Origin of the sequence: Eubacterium sp. 3_1_31 (assembly GCF_964249515.1) — a bacterium.
Lineage (GTDB): Bacteria > Bacillota_I > Bacilli_A > Erysipelotrichales > Erysipelotrichaceae > Longicatena > Longicatena caecimuris.
This window is the reverse complement of sequence record NZ_CAXUBY010000003.1, coordinates 143,738-166,766: the sequence shown is the minus strand read 5'-3', so window position 1 is coordinate 166,766 and position 23,029 is coordinate 143,738. Positions and strand designations below refer to the sequence as shown.

The window sequence follows — 23,029 nt, the reverse complement described above, 5'->3', positions numbered from 1 at the left end:
TGTAAAATAGGGATATATCGGTGTTATAAGAACTTATGAAAAGATAATTAGAAATTTATTTTATGTTTAACATAAAAAGAAAAAACGGATGAATTACCGTATTAAAATGCCCCTCCCTTTTTCCCTATATGGGAAAAATACCGTATTAAAATTCCCTATCCTTTTTTTCAGGGAAGATTATTACATGATATCTTATAGATGCAGAAAGGTGGAGATGTGTCCTTGAAAGATGCGAAAACAAATTATTATGTACGCCAGGTATTATCAATTCTGATGGATGGGGATATCGTCTCAACAGGCAAAATCGCGTCAGAAATCGGATTAAGTGAAAAATCGACACGAAATAAACTCAGTGCGATAGAAGATTACCTGCGTGATAATGATCTAGGCGAAATCTGTAAAAAACCAAGGGTAGGTATTTGGTTAGAGGCTGATGAAAAACAACGCTCACGCATTGTCAGAATGTTGGAAAGCAGCGATGAAATCAGTGTCAGTTATGATGCTATGGAAAGAATGATGCTGACTTTAAAACGTCTGTTTCGCATGTTGCCTAATGAAACCATGACAACACAGCAGTTGGCAAATGAATTATATGTTAGCACGCCAACCGTATTGAAGGTCATCAAAGAATGTGAAGAATGGTTGGGCAGATATCATATTGTTATTGTAAATGAACGTAATCGTGGTTTGCGGATGCAGTATGAGGAAAACAATTATCGAGTGGCTTTAAAAAATCTCATTATGGGAAAAGGAGATCTAGAAGAAATTAGAAAGAATATGTTCTATTTCTTTGGAAATCTGGATGTCAATCTGATAAAAAAATGCATTATCGAAACAGAAAATGAATGGAATTATCGTTTCACGGATGATTCTTTTCATGAAATTCTGATTTATTGCTGCCTTGCCTATCAGCGAAAAGATTTTAATTCACATCTGCGTTATGACAATGAAGAATTAGAATTAATCCAGCGTTACAACGAATATCCATTTACCGTGGCAATCTTCAAAAAACTACATGAGAAAATGCATATTCTGGTATCGAATGAAGAAGTGGTATTTCTCTCTATTCAAATCATGTGTTCGAAGTTTATTGGACGCAGTGAGTTGAGTGAAACACTTGGACAAGTAAAACAGTACGATGATAAACTGATTGGTTTTGTGAATCGTATGCTGGATGTTATCGGAAATATTCTGGACGTTGATTTGCTGAGTGATGAAAAATTAAAGGAATCTTTGATATTTCATTTGCGACCAACGATTTTCAGGATTCGTTATGGAACACCGCAAAGCAATTCTTTAGTGCCATTTATTAAGAAAGAGTATAAAAATGTTTTCCGAGCAACCTGGGCTATCAGCATTTTATTTGAAGAGACATATGGTTTACAGATTACCGAAGATGAATTGGGATATATCGTGCTGTACATTCAATCTGCCATTGAACGAAAGACTAGACAATATCGGGTATGTCTGTTAACGGATTCCAGCCGCGGACATGCACAATTGTTAGTAGAACGTCTGCGTAAGTTGGTTCCTGAAATTAATGAAATTCGTGTGGAAGGTATTCATGATTTTAAATTGGAAGAGCAGGCGGAGATGGATATGATCATCACACCGCACACCTTGCCGTTTCATGATAAACGAATCGTCGAAATTTCTAATATTCTAAGCGATGGTGGTATCCTGAAGCTGCGTTCCCATATGGAGGAATTGAATCTTAAGACAGATGATGTGCCAAATCCTTTCTCACCTATTTGTTTTCCACTATTTTCTCCAGACTTGATTTTTATGAATTTGGATGTGAAAGATAAAACGGAATTGTTAATTTATTTGTCTCAACAGATGGAAAACAAAGGCTTTGTAACTGGAAAATTCTGCGAGAGTGTCTTGGAAAGAGAGAAAGCAACGACGACTTCCATAGGAAATGGCGTCAGTTTGCCACATGGGGCACAGAGTGAAGTCAATAACTCGAAAGTCGTTATAGCAACCTTGAAAAATCCTATTCTGTGGAATGATGATTTAGTAGATGTAGTGTTTCTATTAGGATTCAAGATGGATACACCAGATGAAGTAAAACGCATCCAGGTGTTCTATAAACAATACATCTCATTAGTAGAAACAGATGAAAAAGTACAGAAACTTAAGCAGATGAAATCGAATGTAGAATTGTATAAATATTTAATTCAATAGGGAGGATATTACAATGAAACTGAATGATGTATTAGATGAAAGAATTATCGATATGCATGTGCAGGCAGAGAATAAGGATGAAGCTTTGACTGTACTGGCACAGAGGTTAAAGGATGCAAATTATATCGATGATGTAGCATCTTTTAAGAAGGATATTTATTTAAGGGAAAGTGAAGGTATGACAGGAATTGGCAATTATGTGGCTATTCCTCATGGTAAAAGTGATTCTGTGACCAATGTTGGTATTGCTATTGGTAAGTTGGATCATGAAATAGAATGGGAGACGCTGGATGGGAATGGCGTTAAGCTGATTTTCCTCTTTGCTGTTTCCAATGATCATGAATATGCGCGGAATCATATGTTATTGTTAGCAGAAATCGCACGTAAGCTTGGTAACGATGAAGCGATTGAAACCTTGTTGAAGGCGGAAACAGTAGAAGAAATCAAAGCGGTTTTTAAGGATTAATTTAAGGGGTAATTAGGATTGCTACAAATCATTTTATGATTGTGTTACATGTAGAAAGTAAAAAATCCGCGCGTTGATAGGATTCTTGCTTTTAAAGAGTGAAATAAAGGGTGAATAAAAAATAGGAAGATTTTGATCATGTTGATAAAATAAGATCAAATCTTCTTTTTTTATTGTGTTTTGAATGTTACATGTTTGAAACCGGTATACGTTTCATTATTGTTAAAAGAGGGCTGGAGAATCGAGAATGAAAGTTTTTCGATAGTTTCCTTTCGAATATATTAAGTAACTTGTATTTTGATACTGCTGTACGCACTATGTGTTATAGTTTATCAAAAGGTGAAAGAAGTCTTACGCTTAGGGTGAAAGAAGTTTTCTCATAAGATGAAGGAAGCTTCACAATAAATAAAATTCGAAAAATGAATGAAACCTTTTGAAAGGAAAGGAAGTTGTTTCAAAATGATGAAATGACTTATTTAAAGGTTAATAAAAGGAAACGAAATAACTTTTTAAAAAGACAAATAGACCCTATTAAAAAGATGAAATCCTTTATAGAAAGGCAAGCGGTAATATGTATAAAAAACAAGATAATATATGTATATCAACTAAGATGCTAGCATGTTTGCGGAAGTTATATCCGATAGGAACAAGAGTGGAATTAGTGAAAATGGATGATGTACAAGCTCCTCCTGTAGGTACAAAAGGTACGGTTTATGGAGTTGATGATATTGGCAGTTTGCTAGTACATTGGGATAATGGAAGTACGTTGCATGTTTTATATGGGATTGATGTTTGTAAGATTTTAAAATAATCAGTGAATAAGCTCGTGGATAAGATGGATTAATTGAAATGGTAAACTATTATTAAGAATGAAGCAAAATTCAATGGTTTTATCATTTTTATTTTATATGAAGATACAGTTAATAGAATAGATATCATAGGGTGCCCTTCTTATAGGCAAATTCAAATAATTATGTCGTTTGTACTTTCAATTGGGAAAATTTATCTTATCCAAATGAAAAAATCGTTTATAATAAGCGAGTAAATTTCAAAATGGGGATGAAATTTCCACCAAGATGAGGTAAAATTGATATTGTGAGCGACACTATAAAGGAATTTGAACTGGAGGAATATATATGTATAACGAGAATGATGAATTGTATGAAGTAAATGATTATGATGAAGATATTCGCTGTCGTGAAGCCTTGATAGAAGAGGCAAAGAATTTGCCAGAGACAGCAGATTGGAAAGAAATCTTAAATTTAAAGAAAAGATGGAAAAGAATTTCTTATTGGGATTCTGCATATGAAGAAAAATTGTCAGAAGAATTTGATAGTTATATTGATGTGTTTTATGCAAAACGTAAAGAGGGATATCAAAGTAATGAAGTATTGAAACATGAACTGATTCAGCGCGCTGAAACATTAGCCGAAACAGATAATTGGAATCAGGGAAGTGAAGAAATGAATGAACTGATGAATCAATGGAAAGCAACAGGTTCTGCCGGCAGAGATACCGATGATCAATTGTGGGATGCATTTAATGCAGCACGTCAAAAGTTTTTTGATCGTAAACATCAGCATTGGGAAGAATTACAATCAAAATTTGGCAATGCCCGCCAAGTAAAAGAAGACTTGATTAAAAAAGCTGCTGCTCTTGTAGATTCTAAGGATTGGCAGAAAACAAGTGAAGAGTTCCGCCATTTGATGGAAGAGTGGAAAGCTGTTGGAAGTGCTGGTAAAGAGTATGAAGATCAGTTATGGGCAGCATTTAATGAAAGCAGACAAACATTCTATGAACGTCGAAATGTATATTATAATGAATTACACGCTGAGCAAGATCAAAAGTATGAACAGAAGAAGGAATTAATTGCTAAAGCTAAAGTAATTGTTGATAGGAATGAATATACGAGAGAAAATACAAAAGAGATGAAAGATCTCAATGTGGAATGGAAAACAATTGGTTCCTGTGGTAAAGATAAAGAAGATCAGGTTTGGAAAGAATTCCGTGAAATTATGGATGCCTATTTTAATGGTTTGAAGCAATGGAACGAGCAAAAGCATCAGCAATGGCGTCAACGTATGATGGATGCGCGTTCTCGCAAACAAGAGCTTGTACAAAACCAAAAACGCCAAATCAAGCGTATGCAAGATGAAATGGTTGGTCTATTGGGACAAAGAGCTATTGATGAAATGGAAGAGCGTATAGAAGAAAAGAAAGAGTTCATCCAACAGTTAGAAGAAGAATTAGCAGATATTGAGAAAAGATTGAATGAGCAATAATGTACCTAAGCTAAGCGCAATGCTGTTTAAATACTAGTTGTGGCATCTAAACACAATGCTGTTCAGATGATAGTTATGGCATTTAAATGCAATGCTGATTAGATGATGTTATGAAATCTAAAAGCAATGCGGATAAGATGATGTTATGAAATCTAAAGCGTTGCGGATAAGATGATGTTATGTAATCTAAAGCGATGCGGATAAGATGATAGTTGATGATTATAATCAGCAATAAAAAATTGCCGGTATTGCTGGAAATGAAATCCTTATAGCATGGTATGAAGGGGAGTAACTATGCAATAATATAATGAAGTTATTTGGCATATCCTTTCGTTATGAATTTAGTAAGTAATCCTTGCTATTCATGGCGAAAGGTTTTTTTATACGTCGAGATAAGTGCTTACTAGAAATATTATATCGGAGTCAGTAAAATAGATAATAATAGATGCGGAAATTGTAATATTTTAAAAATAGGAAGTAATGATTTTTTTTAATAACATAAAGTTATTGTATGTAGTGAAATTCTTCCATTTTAGTTTCGAATGAGGTATAGTGTAAATGACATAAAAACAAGAAAGAGGTTTGAAAATGGGACGATTACAATGGGATTTAATCACTAGTGAAGAACGTATTCCAAGTAGAAAGACAAAAGAGGCACATCGATATCGCAGCGAAATAGAAAGCGATTATCATCGTATAATCCGCAGTGCTTCTTATTGTCGACTACAAGATAAAACACAAGTTTTTCCTTTAGATCATAGTGACTTTGTAAGAACAAGACTGACACATTCTATGGAAGTCAGCTCTCTAGCAAAATTAATGGGAAAACAAGTGTGTAATGTGATATTAGAAAAACAATTAGAAGATGAAGGACATCAGCCAGATACTATCAAAGTTATGGAAACTTTAAATTGTGCAGGATTGCTACATGATATCGGGAATCCACCATTTGGTCATTTCGGCGAATTCAGCATACGCGATTGGTTCAAAAAAAACTTGGACATAAAAGAATTCAAAGGTAGAAAGTTGCGCAACATATTAGATCCGCAACAAATTGCAGATTTGGAAAACTTTGAAGGAAATGCCCAGGCATTGCGTATTATTACGAAATTGCACAGGTTAATAGGAAAAAATGGAATGCATCTTACATCTGCTGTTATGGATACAATTATAAAATATCCATGCGATTCTTTGACGATGATGAAGGAAAAACAGAAACCTAAACATGAACGCAATTTACTAAAAAAGAAAATTGGGTATTTTCAAAGTGAGCAAGAGCAATTTGCTATAATAAAGAATAATACCGGTACACGAAATACACGTAATCCACTGTGCTTTTTATTAGAGGCGGCAGATGATCTTGCATACACTTTTGCTGATCTGGAGGATGGTTATAACAAAGGATTATATACATATCAAGATTTACTGGATGTTGTCATTAAAGCTGGCGATGAGAAAGGAAAAGCGCTATTAGAAAAAGAGTTGGAAAACGGAATCCAGGAGCAAATTGGATCTAAAACATCAGTGGATCCTTATAAATATGCAGTCTTTTCTTGGCTTACAAAAAAACAACTTTATAGTGTTTCAAGAGTTAGTGATGCTTTTATCCTTCACTATGATGAAATTATGAATGGCGAATTTTTTGATGAATTAATCACAGAAAGCTCTGAAGGTAAACTAATTAATGCGTTGAAAGAATTTGCCTATCGACGCATATATTGTCATTCTTCAATTCTAAAATTAGAATTGATGGGAAATGAAATTCTCAGCTTTCTGTTAGATCGCTTTGTCGATGCTTTATTGCCATATGATACAGATATAGAAATTACGGAGATACAAAAAAAGTATATTGATCTTTTATCACAAAATTATTTAGAGCAATATCATGAAACAGCAAAAACTGTAAAAAGTGAAGAAGATAAAGTGTATGCCCGCTTACTACTTGCTACGGATTTCATTGCAGGTATGACAGATAGTTATGCGAAACGATTATATCAAGAGTTAAGAGGAATTTGATAAAGTTTATTATATGTTAAAGACATCGGGTGGTTATAGCTGCCTGATTCTTTTTATATGAAAGGGAGCATTGAAAATTTTATGAAAATCGAGATATAAAGCAAAGAGAGAGTTTAAATTACTTTTGCTTGCATTTAAATATATTTAATCAAATCACTTTAAAATATAAAGTCACTATGTTATACTGAGTTCATAAATGATAAGGAGGCAATATTCATGAAAAAATATGATGCAATCATGATTGGATTTGGAAAAGGAGCAAAAACTTTGGCAGCAGAGTTCGCAAAGCAAGGTAAAAAAGTCGCGATGATAGAAAAATCGTCAAAGATGTATGGTGGCACATGCATTAACGAAGGATGCATACCATCAAAATCTTTGATTGTACAAGCTGGTAAAAGAACCTTTTCTGATGCTATTAACAAAAAAGAAGAAATAACGTCAATTTTGAGAAAAAAGAACTTTGAGAAGCTGAATCAAAATCCTAACATTGATGTAATTACCGCTAAAGCAAGCTTTGTAAACACCCACGTAATTTCATATGAAAATGAAAAGGGTACGAAAGAAATATATGGTGATTATCTTTTTGTTAACACAGGAAGTGTTCCTATCATCCCTAATATTCAAGGTATCGAGCATACAAAACATATATACGTAAGTGCTGATATAATGAAAGAGAAAGAACAGCCTAAAACGTTAGCAATTATTGGTGGCGGATATATTGGCTTAGAATTTTCAAGCATGTTTGCTCGTTATGGAACTCAAGTGACCGTTTTTGAATATGGTGATCGTCTTGTCAAGCGAGAGGATGAGGATATCGCTTTACATATACAACAAATATTAGAAAGACAAGGTGTACAATTTGAGTTTAAAAGCAATGTCCTTTCGGTGGAAAATGTAAATGATTCTGATGTGATAGTTACTTATAAAAACAAAGATGGTAATATACAGCAATTAACAGTAAATGCTGTGTTATTGGCAACTGGAAGAAAAGCTAATACAGATGGATTACATCTTGAACAAGCCGGTGTAGAAACAGATGCTCGTGGAGCTATTAAGGTAAATCGATATCTACAAACGTCTCAGCCACACATCTACGCAATGGGTGATGTTAAAGGCGGACTACAATTCACATATATTTCATTAGATGATTATCGTATTGTAAAAGATCATATATTTGGTGATAAAAAACGTACAACTGATAATAGAGGAGCGATACCCTATTCTGTCTTTATTGAACCAACTTTTTCACGCGTAGGGATGAGTGAAGAGGAGGCAAAAAATGAGGGGTATGAAATCAAAGTGGCGAAACTGGCAGTTTCTGCTATACCACGAGCACATGTAAATGAATGCAAAGAAGGCGTGTTAAAAGCAATTGCTGATGCCAAAACGGATAAAATACTAGGGTGTGTATTGTTGTGTACTGCTTCAGAAGAAATGATCAATTTCGTTCAGCTTGCAATAAATCTTGGATTAAAGACTTCAGACATAGCAAACCACATTTTCACTCATCCTACAATGAGTGAGGCGTTAAATGATCTGTTTGGTAACTTCTGATATGATTAAATTTATAAACAAAATGTTAAATTTATAAACAAAATAAAGATAAAATGGTGTTTACTGTAAGTCATGGGTATTGCTGAAAGTTTCTTAATAGAATAAAAGTTCTTTGCTGATATTGGTAAACTGAAAATTATAGAACCTAAAAATATGTAGTTATAATATAAAATGCCTTAAAATATTGTATTGCAATAGTTATAATACAAAAATAACAATATAAATATAAAAAAGACTTAATTTTAAAAATATTAGATTGGCTATGTTAAAAAAGAAATGTTATTTTAAATTTAAAAGATAGAAAAAGAAAGATGGGGAAATAACTGCCTATGATGAATTTACAGGATACAATGCAACATATAAGCATACTTATGGTATTTATGGAAGGAGTGCTATCCTTCCTTTCGCCATGTGTGCTCCCATTATTGCCGGTGTACATGGGATATTTAATTGGAAGTGATGTTAACAACAAACAAATAAGAAAAAAACGTTTCGTAATATTTTTTACACTGAGTTTTATATTTGGTATATTTACCGCCATTTTATTGATGAATATATCAATCACATTGATCAGTTCATTTTTCAGAGATCATATGTCCGTATTCATAAAAGTAGGAGGCATACTTATTATTGTATTAGGATTATTTCAATTGGGATTTTTCAAATCTAATTTTTTGGGGAAAACAAGAAGACTCCCGTTTACTTTAAAGAAAGAAATGAACTTACTACTTGCGTTTTTGATGGGGTTTACTTTTAGTTTTGCATGGACACCGTGTATAGGACCAGCTCTTTCCAGTATTCTACTTTTGGCGAATAGCTCACAAAATCTTTGGATGAGTAATTTTCTAATGGTCATATATGCTCTTGGATTAACAATACCTTTCCTACTTATTGGTATCTTTACAGATAGTATATTAAATTGGCTGTCCAATCATAAGAGTATTATGAACTATACAGTAAAATTAGGAGCAATCATATTAATATTTTTTGGTGTATCAATGGTAAGCGGTAAAATGAACTTTATCAGTAATTACATGACACAAAGCAGTAATAATGCTATGATTAAAGATAAGAATGAAGATAAAAAAGAAGATGGTGGAGAGAATAAAGATGAGAAAAATAGTGAACAGGAGAAAGCATTATTGCAGCAGTTAGGCAGTTATGAATTAAAAGATCAACATGATAAGATTATCAAACTTGAGGATTACAAAGGTAAAGTTGTCTTTCTGAATTTTTGGGCGACATGGTGCCCGCCTTGCCGTGGTGAGCTGCCAAATATTCAAAAACTTTATGAGAAATATAGAAGTGATAAGCATGTGGCAATTCTGACAATTGTTTATCCAGGTGGGCAAGAAAAGGGTAAATCTGATTTAAAAGAATTCATTTCGGATAATGCTCTGACAGTACCTGTTTTATTTGATGATGGATTTATTTATTCAACATTTGGTATTGGTAGTATGCCGACTACTTTTATGCTAGACAAAGAAGGGAAACCTTATGGATATATCGAAGGTGCTTTGACAATGGAAATGATGGAGAATATGATTTTAAAAACGTTAAATGCTAATTAGTATAAGAAAGTTATAGGGAAAAGGTGATGACATGAAAAAACAATATGATTTAAAATGTAATATAGCACAAACACTGAACTTAATTGGAGATAAATGGACTTTATTGATTTTACATGCAGTAAAAGAAGGGTGTCATACATTCAAAGATATACAAAAACATTTAGTCGGTATCCCTACAAATCTTTTATCGGAGAGACTAAAAGGGTTATGTGAAGATGATTTACTTACATGTGAATTATATTCAACACATCCTCCTAGATATCAATATTTGTTAACAGAGAAATCTAGTGATTTAGATGATATTTATAATGCTATATTATTATGGGGAGATAAGCATCTGAATAAAAGTTATAAATGTTTAAAACATAAAAGCTGTGGCTCTAACATACATATTGCTTATGTATGTGATGAATGTGATGAGATTTTGAGTAAAGAGGATATCATCATCAATGATTTAGATGATGTTATTGACGAAATTTAATATATGGTAAGGATCATCATTATTTAACAGTAAGTGAAAAGTTTATCTGTATATAGAATAGTAAGCCAAGGTTGACGATATGAATGGAAAATACTTTGGCTTTTTTGATAGAATCATGATGATTCTCTATTTTATAATTAGTTTTTAGAAAGTGGCGGAAATAATAATTGAAATATGTTATCATATTACAAGAGGTGTATAAGATGGAATTAATCTTAATCATAGCTAGTGAAGAATATTCAGATAATATTACATCATTACTTGTTAAGCATGGTTATTCTGCTACTGAAATTGGTTGCAATGGAGAGTTTTTACAATATGGTGATATTGTTTTATTACTTGGCGTGGAAAAAGGTGAAGCTGACAATGTTATCGCGATATTAGAAAATGAAGGAGGCAGGCATCCGGGAATGTCTGAGCCGTTTAGAGGTCAAGTAAAAATATATGTTATAGCTTCAACTTATTTTAAAAAAATCAATCCTTAGGCAATATAAAAAGGCTTTAAAATGGGAAGATTATGCATTATAAAAGTGTGTTGAAAAAAATATAAAAAAGTTTTAAAAAATTGTTGACAGAAAAATAAACAGATGGTATTATATTAAGGCGCTGATGGAAAGGACTCAGGAAATCAGTGATTGCATAAATTATGTGGAGGCTTAGCTCAGTTGGGAGAGCGTCTGCCTTACAAGCAGAGGGTCAGGGGTTCAAGTCCCTTAGCCTCCACCATAAATGTGCCGACTTAGCTCAATTGGTAGAGCAACTGACTTGTAATCAGTAGGTTGTGGGTTCAATTCCTATAGTCGGCACCATTCTTAATAAATAGAGCTGGGGGGGTAGCGAAGAGGCTAAACGCGGCTGACTGTAACTCAGTTCCTTATGGTTCGGCGGTTCGAATCCGTCCCCCCCCACCATCTCTTATTGGGGTATAGCCAAGCGGTAAGGCACCAGACTTTGACTCTGGCATTCCACTGGTTCGAGTCCAGTTACCCCAGCCATTTTAAAAAATCAACATTATAAATGACCCGTTAGCTCAGTTGGTAGAGCATCTGACTTTTAATCAGAGGGTCGGGCGTTCGAATCGCCCACGGGTCACCATTTAAATGTTGCGGGTGTAGTTCAATGGTAGAACTTCAGCCTTCCAAGCTGACTACGTGAGTTCGATTCTCATCACCCGCTCCATATAGTTCAATAAAGCAATCATACACTGATTGCTTTTTTTGATGTGATGAGAATCACTATTCATGTTAGCTTGAGAATGACAATGGAGTTCATAGTAAAGAAAGGAAGGCTGAATGTCACTAAATAGTCTAAAGTGTTGGTGACCTTGGCGATATCGAAAAAGTCAGATGCTTCTTGATAGTGCCTCGGCTGGGGTAATAATAACGTGTTTCGCTTGGCTATTGCGCTCTTAAGAACGCTAAGATGGCCAAGTCCTAGGACTTGGGCTCTATTTAATAAGAATATGGTGGAGAAACGTGTACATAGACCCTCTGCGGCACGAATTCATAATATAAATATAAAAGGGTGGAAATGTAAGAAATAGTATTATAAATTCAATGTTTTATTGAAATTAAAAAAAATTCACCAAAAATTACGATTTTCTATTTTAGAATCGTATATATAAGTGAAGGGAAATCTAGGTGAAATCAAATGTACATAACGATCAAACTATCATTAGATTTAAATGAACACTTAAAGCACTGCTTAACTTGGTATGAAACTATATATCATAAAGAGATAAAACGCATAGCCGATATTTTTATAAAAGAAAATCATAGTTACGAATATCTATATAAAAATATTAGTAATCATATCTCTTTTCATAGCAAACACTTAGTACTCGATTTTGCTAAAAAAGAATACGAATATCGTTGTGGATGTAAAAATAGCCGAAAGATCCGCTGCTCTAGCTGTTGGAGCAACTCCTCCTATCGCCTAAACGGTGATCTCCTGCAGCTAGAGTTAGGTCTTCTTGAACATAAAAGATTCATTGATCTTCCTATGTATCATAATGAACAACCTTTAATGCAGTTAGCTAGGGGTAAAATGATGAATTTAGAATTAATGCATATTCAAGAAAACTGGTATGCCTTTATAAATGTAGATATTCCCATCATTTTTTCAACAAGTCGTAAAACAATAGGTATTGATATAGGAATGAAAGTACCCGCAGTTGCTGCTCTTGATAATCAGCATTATCGTTTTTTTGGAAATGGTAGGCAACGCCAATTTTATCTACGTAAATATAAACGTCATATACAAGAAATGCAACGAAGAAAGCAGTTTAAGAAATTGCGCCAATTCCGGCATAAACTACATAATGTCTTGGCTGATCAAGATCATAAGATTTCAAAAGACATAATTTCTTATGCTTTGGAAAATGATGTAGGAATGATATATCTAGAAAAATTAACCTCTATCCATGATCGCTTTAATGTCAGGCAAGTCTCTAATGCCTATTTATGGTCTTATCAAAGACTTCAACAATTTATTACATATAAAGCTCAACTCGCCGGTATTGAAGTTAGATATGTAAATCCATATAATACATCAAAAAAATGTCCTAAATGCGGGCGAATAAATAAACCAAAAGATCGAACCTATCAATGTAAGTGCGGATATCATGGACATCGTGATGTTGTTGCAGCTATTAACATCCTCCATGCACTTTGATTCTTCTGAATCGGCCTGTAGTATCTCATAGATACCGCTACAGGACGGGTGAAGGCACATCCATATCCAAAGGCATAGCCAATGGAAAAAAAGCCATGTGGTTCGAACCCTATATGGTACGTGCTGAGCATGGCTTTTTCTCGGCACGTACACATTTGAGAATAGACATAAAGAATGAACTCCATAATAATCGTGAGGTGAAAAGTATGGAAGATAAATTATTAGAAGAATTAAATCAACTATTGAAAGGAACACATATGGGTGCATCCATATTTGAAGATTTGCGTGAAAAAATCAAAAGTGAAACATTGCATAAAGAATTTGATGAAATTTTACTCATGCTACACATTCATGAAAAATCTTTAACAGGATTAATATTAGCCCATGGAGGCGAACCTATTGACTCAGCAGGAATTATGGGTACAATCACAGATGTCATATCACATATTAAAAATTTAACGGTTGATAGTGATAAAGAAGTATTGAAAGTGGCTGTTCATAATATGGAAATGGGAGCAAAAGCATTGCATGATTTTGACGCACGAAATTTCATTTTGGATGATGAAACAGAAAAGACGATTGCCATTATGAAAGATGATTATGCTTCTATATATCATAAATTAGATAGATACCGTATTGAATTTGAAGAGTAATACTTGGCTTTCTTGCTTGTTTCATTGTATAATTCTTCTAAGAAAGGAAATTATGTAAATAACATTTATAAGTCATTTACAATATAAAAGAAGGATAGATATGAAAGTACAAGAAAGATTTTTAAAATATGTCACTTTTGACACTCAATCTGATGAGAACTCACAAACAACACCAAGTTCTTTAAAACAATTAAAGTTGGCAAAATACTTAGTAGATGAGTTGAAAAATATTGGTGTTACAAATGCATATGTAGATGAATTTGGTATTGTATATGGAAGTTTACTTGCCAATTGCGAGGCTAATTGTCCTAAAATAGGATTTATAGCTCATATGGATACTTCACCTGATATGAGTGGTGAAAATGTAAAACCAAGAATAATTGAAAATTATGATGGCTCTGATATCATTTTGAATGAAAAATTAAATATTCATATGGGGCCAAATGATTTTGAAAGCCTAAATCGTAATATTGGTGAGAACCTAATTGTTACTGATGGAACAACCTTACTAGGCGCTGATGATAAAGCCGGTATAGCCGAAATAATGACTATGCTAGAAACAATTATTCAAAAAAACTTACCGCATGGTGATATAAAAATAGCATTTACCCCTGATGAAGAAGTAGGCAGAGGTACAGATCACTTTAATGTGAAAGCATTTGATGCGGATTTCGCCTATACAGTAGATGGCGGCGAAGTTGAGTTTATTGATTATGAGAACTTTAATGCAGCTAGTGCAGTATTGGATATACAAGGATTAAGCATTCATCCAGGTTCCGCTAAAGGCAAGATGATAAATGCTCTTTTAGTTGGAATGGAATTTCATTCCATGTTGCCTGTTGAACAAAACCCAGCATATACAGAAGGTTATGAAGGATTTAATCATTTAACTGATATGCATGGAGAATGTGAACACGCGCATATGTCTTATATTATTCGTAATCATGATGAAACATTATTTGAACAACAAAAAGAAGACTTTAAGCGCATAGCTGATTACTTAAATAAAAAGTATCCTGAAAATACGATTACATTACAGATAACGGATAGTTATGCAAATATGCGTCAAATCATCGAACAAAATATGAATATTATTGAGTTGGTAAAAAAATCTATGGAAGAAATAGGTTTACAGCCTGCTTCCGCAGCTATTCGTGGTGGTACTGATGGAGCACGCCTGACATATGAAGGTCTCCCTTGTCCTAACTTAGGAACCGGTGGTTATAACTATCACGGTAAATATGAATATGTTTCCATAAATGAAATGGAGAAAAGCGTCGCATTGCTTTTGAAAATAGTTGAAAATAGTTTGAAATTATAAAATTAATCATTAGTATTATAAATAGAAAAGACGGTAAGGATATTCTATTAGTACTAACATCTGACTACTAAAAGAAAGGAAATCTATCTTTAATGTGATGATTATAGGATGATTTAATAAATCTCCTAATATCCTATATCACAGTGAGGTATTTAGATTTCCTTTTTAAATTAAACACAGACAATAACTTGCAAAGGTTTATTAAGTTCAATACATTCTTTTTTTCTAACTGCCGCTTTAAGTGGAAGTAAATAAGTATCCTGCTTTGTATCAAACCAAATAGCAGTTTGCCATTGTGTATTACCAATTATTGCTGTTACTTTTAATCGACCCCAACCTTCTTCTAAACATTTAAAAATATTTCTTATATCTATAGATATTTCTTTTGGAAGAGAAACAAAAACATTCCTTCTGTCGCAGAATAATGATATGGCTTTGCTGAAAATTCAAACTTCATTCCTTTGTTCTTCATTTTACACCTCCTGCAAATTCTATTTTGCCGCCAATACTTCAAACTCTAGTGTACCCCGCTCAGTACCATTAACTATAAGCGTAATTGAATGGATTCCAGGGTAATGTTTCCTTGTACTTGTATCCGCAAAGGAATGTGTTTTTGTGTAATACCTCTTTTCCTTTTCCTTGAAAACAAGCTCGGATATTTGGAATATTTTACGGTTCTGCCTACCGTTTGCTTTAACATAATCAATTCCATATTCCAGCCGTGCCTTAGTTTTCTTTTCAGCCTCAAGCTCGAAGGAAAAAGTCAAAATACCCCCTGCAGGAACAGATACAGTTTCTAGTGAAAAAGCATTAACTCTGACACAGCCAGCATCTGATAATCCCAAAATACGAAGCACTTCGCTATTGCCCTTTTTAAGAAGTGTCCTGCACCCGTGTTTGATAATCCAATCTGTATTCATGTCTTTACCATACCAATCCTTAGCAACCTTCACCACTAAATCAGGATGTGTTTTTGATATATCATTCAGGTTATTGGCTACACTTTTACGAACATACAGTGAAGGGTCTGCTTTTAGCAACTCTAAAATACGGAGAATCGGAGATGGATCTTTTTGGAAGTTCGGCAAGCTTTGTCCCCAAGGCAGTCTGGGGCGACAACCTTCGCTGGCAAGCCTACGGACATGCTCATTATTATCTTTAGCCCATGATGCCATCTGCGCCATCATACGTTCTTCATCGTTAATAATAAACGCTCTTACTGCAAATTCAGCTGATGCGTATGGAGTATATCTTGCTAAAGCTGACATAGAGATGTCCCAGTTTTCTTTATCCTGTCCGTAAAGCTCAACAAAAGTTGGGAAAAAGGAAACAAAACCATCTGAGCAGGTATCATAATTCATTATCACTTTATCAATAATGTGAATGGCTGTTTTATAGTCGTCTGGTAAATACTTCCCTAAATTTACACTAATTTGCATGACCCTCTGTTTCAATTCTAAACTATCCCACATTTCGTCCATCGTGGATTTTAAAAACGTATCTACCGGAAACTCATCATAAACCGTTTGAATCTGTGATGCGAGCTTGTATAGTGATTCATAATTAAATCTGTCCTTAAATAATTCCGCCATATTATTCCTCCTTCGAATACAGAGTTCCCATATCTTAAAACCTTTGATAATGCTGATAGATGCAGTGTTTTAGGGGACAATCAAATTTTTAGTTGGTTTTTCTAATATGTAATTACAGTATAAATTACTTTATGTGGATTGTTGTGGCGTGTAATAAGATAAAGATAACCATTATGGTTATTCCAACTCAGTTTCATCTACTATTAAGCCTAATAGTTTTACTAGCTGTAGCGCTTGATCTGTGCTTACGATGGCGCCTTTTAATAAATCTTGTGTTACACCAATACCATCAATTTCGCTTGTCGCAAAATTCATGCCATCAAGACTAGTATTATAAAATTCACTATCTACTAAACTGCAATGTTCAAATAACGTTTTTTTAAATCCACATTGAATGAAGCTAGAACTACCTATATCACATTTTTTATATATCGTCTGTTTATAACGACTTCCACTGAAATTCGCATAATGCAGATTGCATTCAATATATTGTATATTATGTAACACACAATCAATGAATTGTGTTCCCATTGCGCGACATGTTTTGAAAATAGTGCGATGTATGGCACCATCACTAAAAACAACATTGTTAAATTCACAATTTTCAAAAATGACATCAATCATGTCAATGTTAAGAAAATTACAGTCTTCAAAACATACATTTTCAAATACTATGCCATCCAAATGCAGACATGGCAATTCTGGTTCAGTAATTAGACAATTTTTAAAACTTAGTCCTTGTAGATAGGGCTCCTCTTCCACCATTTTGTGGAATTCTGTCTGTTCTTCTAAATATGAGGGTATTCTTGGTTTCTCAATTTTCATTTAAACCTCCAAGTTATTTGTGTATAACGGTTAAATTTATTAAGTAAATTCTAATGGATTCATTATAACACCCATGTTATGAAAGTCTATATACTTTTTGATCATGGTGCAAAATTTTATCATGAAAAGAATAATCTTGTATAGTTTTTACTTTAATCCTTACTCATTGACAACATATAGTGAAAAAGAGTCTTTCACGTTAATTATAAACCTAAAAAATGTAGAAAGGTCCTTTTACATCTATTCCTTATAAAATATGATGAAGTAGCGTTATGATAAAAGTGAATCTTTTTAAAAACTATAGTCATCTTTTTTATGATTATATCTTGACGATTATCAAAGCCAATTTTTTGTTTTTTTTCAAAAATCTGCTCCTTTCAGAAATAAACTAAACTTGCCAATCATTGGTATTTCGTCTTATAATGATATCATGTATTTTATATACATGGATTGATTCTATATTTTGCTTTTATATTATCATTTTAAGAGAGCATGAATCGTATTTTATATCTGATTACTCCATCTAAACCTACATATTCAGTCAAAATACATGATATTCAAAATACATGTTAATTCAAAACGCATATTCGTTTAAAACACATGATATTTAAAACACATATTCATTCAAAGCATATGATATTCAAGATACATATTCATTCAAAGCACTTATGCGTAAAATTGACAAGTTATAGAACACTAACCAAAACCAAATAAAGGAAGGACATTAAAATGGAACAAATGATTATCACACCAATTGCAAAATCCCTTAATATCAGTGAAAAACAAGTGGTAAACACCTTAGATCTACTAGAGCAGGGAAATACGGTCCCTTTCATCGCCCGTTATCGAAAAGAAGTCACAAATGGTCTAGATGAAGAACAAATCCGCGTCATTCAGGAAAATTATGCATATCAGCTAAACCTAAAAAAACGTAAGGAAGACGTGGCACGTCTTATTGAACAACAAGGAAAATTAACAGAAGAAATAAAAAAACAAATTGAAGCATGCGAAAAGCTGTCACAAGTAGAAGACATATATCGACCATATCAACAAAAACGCAAAACCCGTGCAACAGATGCACAGGCAAAAGGTCTTGCTCCACTTGCTGAATGGTTATTAAAACTACTGCCAAACGTAAATGTCGCACAAGAAGCAGCAAATTATATAAAAGAAGATGTACCAACTATTCAAGATGCTTTGCAAGGGGCAAAAGATATTATTGCCGAAAAAGCTAGTGATGATGCTGAAATCCGCAAACGCATCAGAAACAGTATGGAACATTATGGACGCCTAGTGACAAAAGAGAAAAAGAAACATGAAGATACAAAAAAAGTGTATAAAATGTATTACGATTACAATGAACGTATTTCCACCCTAGCGAGTCATCGTATCATGGCAATCGATCGTGCAGAAAAAGAAAAGGTCATCCAAGTCTCCATAGATTTTGATGAAGATTATCAACTGAATTGGGCTATCCAGAGATTCACCAAAAAACGCCAATGTCCAGCGGTTCCTTATATTGAAGAAGCTGTGCAGGATGGATTAAAACGCCTTGCATTTCCAAGCGTAGAACGAGAAATTCGCAATGAACTGAGTGAAAGAGCACACGAACAATCAATCGAAGTATTCTCTATGAATTTAGAAAAACTATTGTTGCAACCACCAATGAAACAAAAAATGGTATTAGGCTTTGACCCAGCTTTTCGTACAGGATGTAAACTTGCGGTAATAGACGAAACCGGAAAGCTATTGAAAATCAGTGTCATCTACCCCCATCAGCCAAATGCCAGGACAAAAGAAGCCGAAAGTATCATGCTGAATTTGCTAAAAACATATCCTATAAAAATCATCGCAATTGGCAATGGTACAGCCAGTCGCGAGAGCGAAGCTTTTGTTGCAAAGTTGATACGTGATTATCACCTTGCGGTGTCTTACACCATCGTCAGTGAGGCAGGAGCATCCGTATACTCTGCCAGTAAGCTCGCCCGTGAAGAATTTCCGGATCTTCAAGTAGAACAGCGTTCAGCTATATCAATCGCTCGAAGAGTTATTGATCCACTTGCAGAATTGATTAAAATAGATCCACAATCTATCGGTGTTGGTCAATATCAACACGACCTGCCAACGAAACGATTAAAAGAACGTTTGGATTTTGTCGTTACAAAAGCAGTGAACCGTGTAGGAGTAAATGTGAATACTGCCAGCAGTGAATTATTGAAAAATATATCTGGTTTAAGTGCAGCCACCGCGAAATCAATTGTGACCTATCGTGAAGACCATGGTGAAATAAGAAACCGCATCGAGTTAAAGCAAATTCCAAAGGTCGGAGCAAAATCATTTGAACAGGCGGCTGGTTTCCTGCGCATTGAAGACGGTGATGAACCTTTAGATCGAACATCTATTCATCCTGAAAGCTATGCTTTGGCGAAAAAAATTCTTGCCCAATTTGCTTTAACACCTTCTATGATGGGAAGCGAGGAAGCAAGAGCTTCTTTGGAAAAAGTGACATCTTCAGCCTTAGCAAAAGAATTAGGCGCTGATGTATATACGATTGAAGATATCTTAGATGCCATACGTTCTCCATTGCGTGATTATCGTGAACGCTATGATGCGCCAATTTTACGAAGTGATGTATTGGAGCTGGAAGATCTGCATATCGGAGATGAATTGGAAGGTGTTGTTCGTAATGTTGTGGACTTCGGTGCTTTTGTAGATATCGGTTTGCATGAAGACGGCTTAGTACATATTTCAAAAATGCGCCGTCAGCGAGTGCAACATCCTAGTGAAGTTGTGGCTGTAGGAGATGTTGTCAAAGTCTGGGTATACAATATTGATCAAGAAAAACAAAAAGTACAACTTAGTCTGTTACCATTGCAAAAATAAAGCTGTGGTTGATGAAGAGGGTACTGGTTAGTCAATGATGATAAAAATAGTATCAGGTAGTAATGGAAGTACTTTATAATGAAGATATGGATGTGTTTTCTAAGCAAATGACGTGCTGGTCTTTTCACCCGCAGGATCATTTCGATTAAAAAACACATCCTTTTCTTAAAGATGCGACGTTAAGAACATCATCTATTCATCTTTATTTAATATGGATAAGTAGAACCACTTTCATAAAGAATGATGTGCGTTATCCTTTACAACCTAACGGAATTAATTTTATTATGATCTTTTTTTATATCTGATCAACATTTTTTTATCATTTGCAATGCAAATCACGATCAGCTAAAAAGTGAAGAAAACCAAGCTTTCTTTGACAGTTTAAATTTAAAATTTCATCATTTCTAAACATGTGACATGTAGTATCCATATAACTAAATATTGACGATATCGCTTTGTAATAAAGGCAAGCGAAAGTTTTACACAAAACGTAATTTCCTTATGAAAAATAAAGATTTTATAGTATAATAAACGTGGTAATTATAAGGAGGACTAAGGAATGTCAGAAATCGACGTATTAAAGGGACATGCGACGAATATCCGAAAGAATATCGTAAAAATGGTGACAGAAGCAAAATCTGGTCATCCGGGTGGAAGTTTATCCTCTGTGGAAATTGCGACGGCTATTTATTTCACACAGATGAATATTGATGAGAACAATCTGACGAGCAATCAGCGTGATCGTTTTGTGTTATCAAAAGGACATGCATCACCGCTGTTGTATGCTGTATTAGCAGAAAAAGGATTTCTTGAAGAAACAGAATTAGCAACCTTCCGTAAGCTGAATTCTCGTTTACAGGGACATCCTAGCATGCGTAAGTTGCCTGGGGTAGATATGTCAACCGGCTCTTTAGGGCAAGGTATTTCAACGGCTGTAGGAATGGCGTTATCGAACAAGTATCATGAACTGCCTTATCGTGTATACACATTGTTAGGCGATGGTGAATGTCAAGAAGGTGAAGTATGGGAAGCAGCTATGGCAGCTGCTCATTACAAGCTGGATAACCTTTTGGCATTTGTAGATAACAATGGATTGCAAATTGATGGCAAGATTAGTGATGTCATGAATCCTTCACCAATTGATGAAAAATTTAAAGCCTTTGGCTGGAATGTCATTACGCTGGAAGATGGTAATGATCTTGCATCTGTAATTGAGGCATGTGAAGAGGCGAAAACCGTTAAGGGCAAACCTACGGTAGTTGTCGCGAAAACGGTGAAAGGAAAAGGTGTTTCCTTCATGGAAAATCAGGCAGGTTGGCATGGTGTTGCCCCTAGTGCGCAACAGTGTCAGGATGCACTCAAAGAATTGGAGGGAAATAAATAATGAAAGTAGCTACACGTGAAGCTTATGGGAAAACTTTAGCGGCATTAGCAAAAGAAAATAAAAATATCATCGTGTTAGATGCTGATTTGTCTGGTTCAACAAAGACAAAAGAAGTCAAAGCAGTAGCACCTGAACAGCATTATAATATGGGAATAGCAGAAGGCAATATGATGGCTGTTGCGGCAGGTCTGGCAGCAAGTGGTAATATCGTCTTCGCATCTAGCTTCGCCATGTTTGCGACTGGTAGAGCTTTTGAACAAATTCGTAATTCTATCGGTTATCCACATCTGAATGTGAAAGTCTGTGCATCACATGCCGGTCTGACGGTTGGTGAAGATGGTGCCAGTCATCAAAGCATTGAAGATATCTCCCTAATGCGAGGCATTCCTGGTATGACTGTCATTTGTCCGGCAGATGCAGTGGAAACGGATAAAGTTATCCGTGCTGTGGCGGAAATTGATGGACCTTGCTACGTTCGTCTGGGCAGAAGTGCAGTGGAAACGGTATATTCAGAAGATATGGCGTTTGAAGTTGGAAAAGGAAATGTCCTACGTCAAGGGAAAAAGGTCGCAATCATAGCTTGTGGCATTATGGTCGAAGCAGCATTACAGGCTTATGATGAGCTAAAGGAAAAAGGCTATGAACCAACTGTAGTGGATATGCATACGATCAAACCAATTGATAAAGATTTATTGGTAGAACTGGCGAAGAGCCATGATTTATTCGTTACTTGTGAAGAGCATAGTGTCATCGGCGGCTTGGGCAGTACAGTTGCTGAAACATTGAGCCAGTATGCTCCAACAAAAATTAAGATGGTTGGCGTTCAGGATACTTTCGGAGAAAGTGGTACACCTGCTGGCTTGTTGGAAAAATATGGCTTAACTAGTAAGGATATTGTTAAAGCAGTTATTGAAGAATAATACATATCGATAAAGAGAAGAGGGAGAGCCTTTCCTTCTTCTTTTTTCATACAAGTAGCTTTTGTGATATTTGATAGAAATCTTTTGTGATTTAAAGAATAAGTAACTAGCCAGTATGGCAAGTAATGTACAATTTCATGCAAGATCATAAGCATTCATTAGCTTTTCCATTCATAAGTTACAGTTAGCTTTTAGGTTCATAAGCATCTGTTAACTTTTAT

At 34.6% G+C, this 23,029-nt stretch carries 18 protein-coding genes and 6 tRNA genes; 21 read left to right on the top strand and 3 right to left on the bottom strand.

Annotated elements, in window-relative coordinates; genetic code table 11:
* The first annotated feature begins 222 nt into the window (after nucleotides 1-222).
* The 18 genes from ACESSZ_RS02435 to pepT all read left to right on the top strand — a co-directional run bounded on the left by ACESSZ_RS02435 (nucleotide 223) and on the right by pepT (nucleotide 15,204).
* Nucleotides 223-2,187 (top strand): BglG family transcription antiterminator, encoded by a 1,965-nt coding sequence (locus ACESSZ_RS02435; protein WP_008687221.1) that lies wholly within the window; start codon nucleotides 223-225, stop codon nucleotides 2,185-2,187.
* Nucleotides 2,188-2,200: 13 nt separating this feature from the next.
* Nucleotides 2,201-2,653 (top strand): PTS sugar transporter subunit IIA, encoded by a 453-nt coding sequence (locus ACESSZ_RS02430; protein WP_008687222.1) that lies wholly within the window; start codon nucleotides 2,201-2,203, stop codon nucleotides 2,651-2,653.
* 571 nt (nucleotides 2,654-3,224) lie between these two features.
* A complete protein-coding gene (locus ACESSZ_RS02425) occupies nucleotides 3,225-3,464 on the top strand; it encodes a DUF4314 domain-containing protein (RefSeq protein ID WP_008687224.1) in 240 nt (79 codons plus the stop codon).
* 325 nt (nucleotides 3,465-3,789) lie between these two features.
* Nucleotides 3,790-4,935 (top strand): DUF349 domain-containing protein, encoded by a 1,146-nt coding sequence (locus tag ACESSZ_RS02420; protein ID WP_008687226.1) that lies wholly within the window; start codon nucleotides 3,790-3,792, stop codon nucleotides 4,933-4,935.
* A gap of 588 nt (nucleotides 4,936-5,523) precedes the next feature.
* Nucleotides 5,524-6,951 (top strand): deoxyguanosinetriphosphate triphosphohydrolase, encoded by a 1,428-nt coding sequence (locus tag ACESSZ_RS02415; protein ID WP_499842681.1) that lies wholly within the window; start codon nucleotides 5,524-5,526, stop codon nucleotides 6,949-6,951.
* Between the two features lie 216 nt (nucleotides 6,952-7,167).
* A complete protein-coding gene (locus ACESSZ_RS02410) occupies nucleotides 7,168-8,505 on the top strand; it encodes an FAD-dependent oxidoreductase (RefSeq protein ID WP_008687230.1) in 1,338 nt (445 codons plus the stop codon).
* A 329-nt stretch (nucleotides 8,506-8,834) separates the two neighbouring features.
* Nucleotides 8,835-10,076 (top strand): redoxin domain-containing protein, encoded by a 1,242-nt coding sequence (locus ACESSZ_RS02405; RefSeq protein WP_008687231.1) that lies wholly within the window; start codon nucleotides 8,835-8,837, stop codon nucleotides 10,074-10,076.
* A gap of 31 nt (nucleotides 10,077-10,107) precedes the next feature.
* A complete protein-coding gene (locus ACESSZ_RS02400) occupies nucleotides 10,108-10,557 on the top strand; it encodes a winged helix-turn-helix transcriptional regulator (protein ID WP_008687233.1) in 450 nt (149 codons plus the stop codon).
* 203 nt (nucleotides 10,558-10,760) lie between these two features.
* The gene (locus ACESSZ_RS02395) at nucleotides 10,761-11,042 is read left to right on the top strand and encodes a cyclic-di-AMP receptor (RefSeq protein WP_008687235.1); all 282 of its coding nucleotides are present in this window, start codon (nucleotides 10,761-10,763) and stop codon (nucleotides 11,040-11,042) included.
* A gap of 165 nt (nucleotides 11,043-11,207) precedes the next feature.
* A tRNA-Val gene (locus tag ACESSZ_RS02390) sits at nucleotides 11,208-11,283 on the top strand.
* 7 nt (nucleotides 11,284-11,290) lie between these two features.
* Nucleotides 11,291-11,366: transfer RNA gene (locus ACESSZ_RS02385), tRNA-Thr, on the top strand.
* Between the two features lie 18 nt (nucleotides 11,367-11,384).
* Nucleotides 11,385-11,468, top strand: a tRNA-Tyr gene (locus ACESSZ_RS02380).
* 8 nt (nucleotides 11,469-11,476) lie between these two features.
* Nucleotides 11,477-11,552 (top strand) — tRNA-Gln (locus ACESSZ_RS02375).
* A gap of 24 nt (nucleotides 11,553-11,576) precedes the next feature.
* Nucleotides 11,577-11,652 (top strand) — tRNA-Lys (locus ACESSZ_RS02370).
* Nucleotides 11,653-11,662: 10 nt separating this feature from the next.
* Nucleotides 11,663-11,736 (top strand) — tRNA-Gly (locus tag ACESSZ_RS02365).
* Between the two features lie 471 nt (nucleotides 11,737-12,207).
* The gene (locus ACESSZ_RS02360) at nucleotides 12,208-13,230 is read left to right on the top strand and encodes an RNA-guided endonuclease InsQ/TnpB family protein (protein ID WP_008687236.1); all 1,023 of its coding nucleotides are present in this window, start codon (nucleotides 12,208-12,210) and stop codon (nucleotides 13,228-13,230) included.
* A 206-nt stretch (nucleotides 13,231-13,436) separates the two neighbouring features.
* Nucleotides 13,437-13,883, top strand: a complete 447-nt coding sequence (locus ACESSZ_RS02355) for a DUF2383 domain-containing protein (protein WP_008979344.1) — start codon at nucleotides 13,437-13,439, stop codon at nucleotides 13,881-13,883.
* A gap of 100 nt (nucleotides 13,884-13,983) precedes the next feature.
* The gene (gene pepT / locus ACESSZ_RS02350; protein WP_008687238.1) at nucleotides 13,984-15,204 is read left to right on the top strand and encodes a peptidase T; all 1,221 of its coding nucleotides are present in this window, start codon (nucleotides 13,984-13,986) and stop codon (nucleotides 15,202-15,204) included.
* Between the two features lie 170 nt (nucleotides 15,205-15,374).
* On the opposite strand, the gene ACESSZ_RS02345 is transcribed toward pepT, so the two are convergent.
* From ACESSZ_RS02345 to ACESSZ_RS02335, 3 genes are all read right to left on the bottom strand, one after another.
* Nucleotides 15,375-15,563 (bottom strand): DUF1905 domain-containing protein, encoded by a 189-nt coding sequence (locus ACESSZ_RS02345; protein ID WP_372457593.1) that lies wholly within the window; start codon nucleotides 15,561-15,563, stop codon nucleotides 15,375-15,377.
* A 132-nt stretch (nucleotides 15,564-15,695) separates the two neighbouring features.
* Nucleotides 15,696-16,796 carry a DNA alkylation repair protein gene (locus tag ACESSZ_RS02340; RefSeq protein WP_008687240.1) on the bottom strand — a complete coding sequence of 367 codons (1,101 nt, stop codon included), beginning with the start codon at nucleotides 16,794-16,796 and terminating at the stop codon, nucleotides 15,696-15,698.
* A 177-nt stretch (nucleotides 16,797-16,973) separates the two neighbouring features.
* Entirely contained in the window at nucleotides 16,974-17,621 is a 648-nt protein-coding gene (locus ACESSZ_RS02335; RefSeq protein ID WP_008687271.1) for a pentapeptide repeat-containing protein, read from the bottom strand.
* Between the two features lie 729 nt (nucleotides 17,622-18,350).
* Between ACESSZ_RS02335 and ACESSZ_RS02330 the strand changes: the two genes are divergently transcribed.
* The 3 genes from ACESSZ_RS02330 to ACESSZ_RS02320 all read left to right on the top strand — a co-directional run bounded on the left by ACESSZ_RS02330 (nucleotide 18,351) and on the right by ACESSZ_RS02320 (nucleotide 22,808).
* Complete coding sequence (locus tag ACESSZ_RS02330; RefSeq protein ID WP_008687272.1) at nucleotides 18,351-20,504, top strand: Tex family protein; 2,154 nt, start codon at nucleotides 18,351-18,353, stop codon at nucleotides 20,502-20,504.
* 559 nt (nucleotides 20,505-21,063) lie between these two features.
* Nucleotides 21,064-21,888, top strand: a complete 825-nt coding sequence (locus tag ACESSZ_RS02325) for a transketolase (RefSeq protein ID WP_008687275.1) — start codon at nucleotides 21,064-21,066, stop codon at nucleotides 21,886-21,888.
* Nucleotides 21,888-22,808, top strand: coding sequence for a transketolase family protein (locus tag ACESSZ_RS02320; RefSeq protein ID WP_008687277.1), 921 nt, complete (start codon nucleotides 21,888-21,890; stop codon nucleotides 22,806-22,808). The genes ACESSZ_RS02325 and ACESSZ_RS02320 overlap by 1 nt, the downstream gene beginning before the upstream one ends.
* The last annotated feature ends 221 nt before the right edge of the window (nucleotides 22,809-23,029 follow it).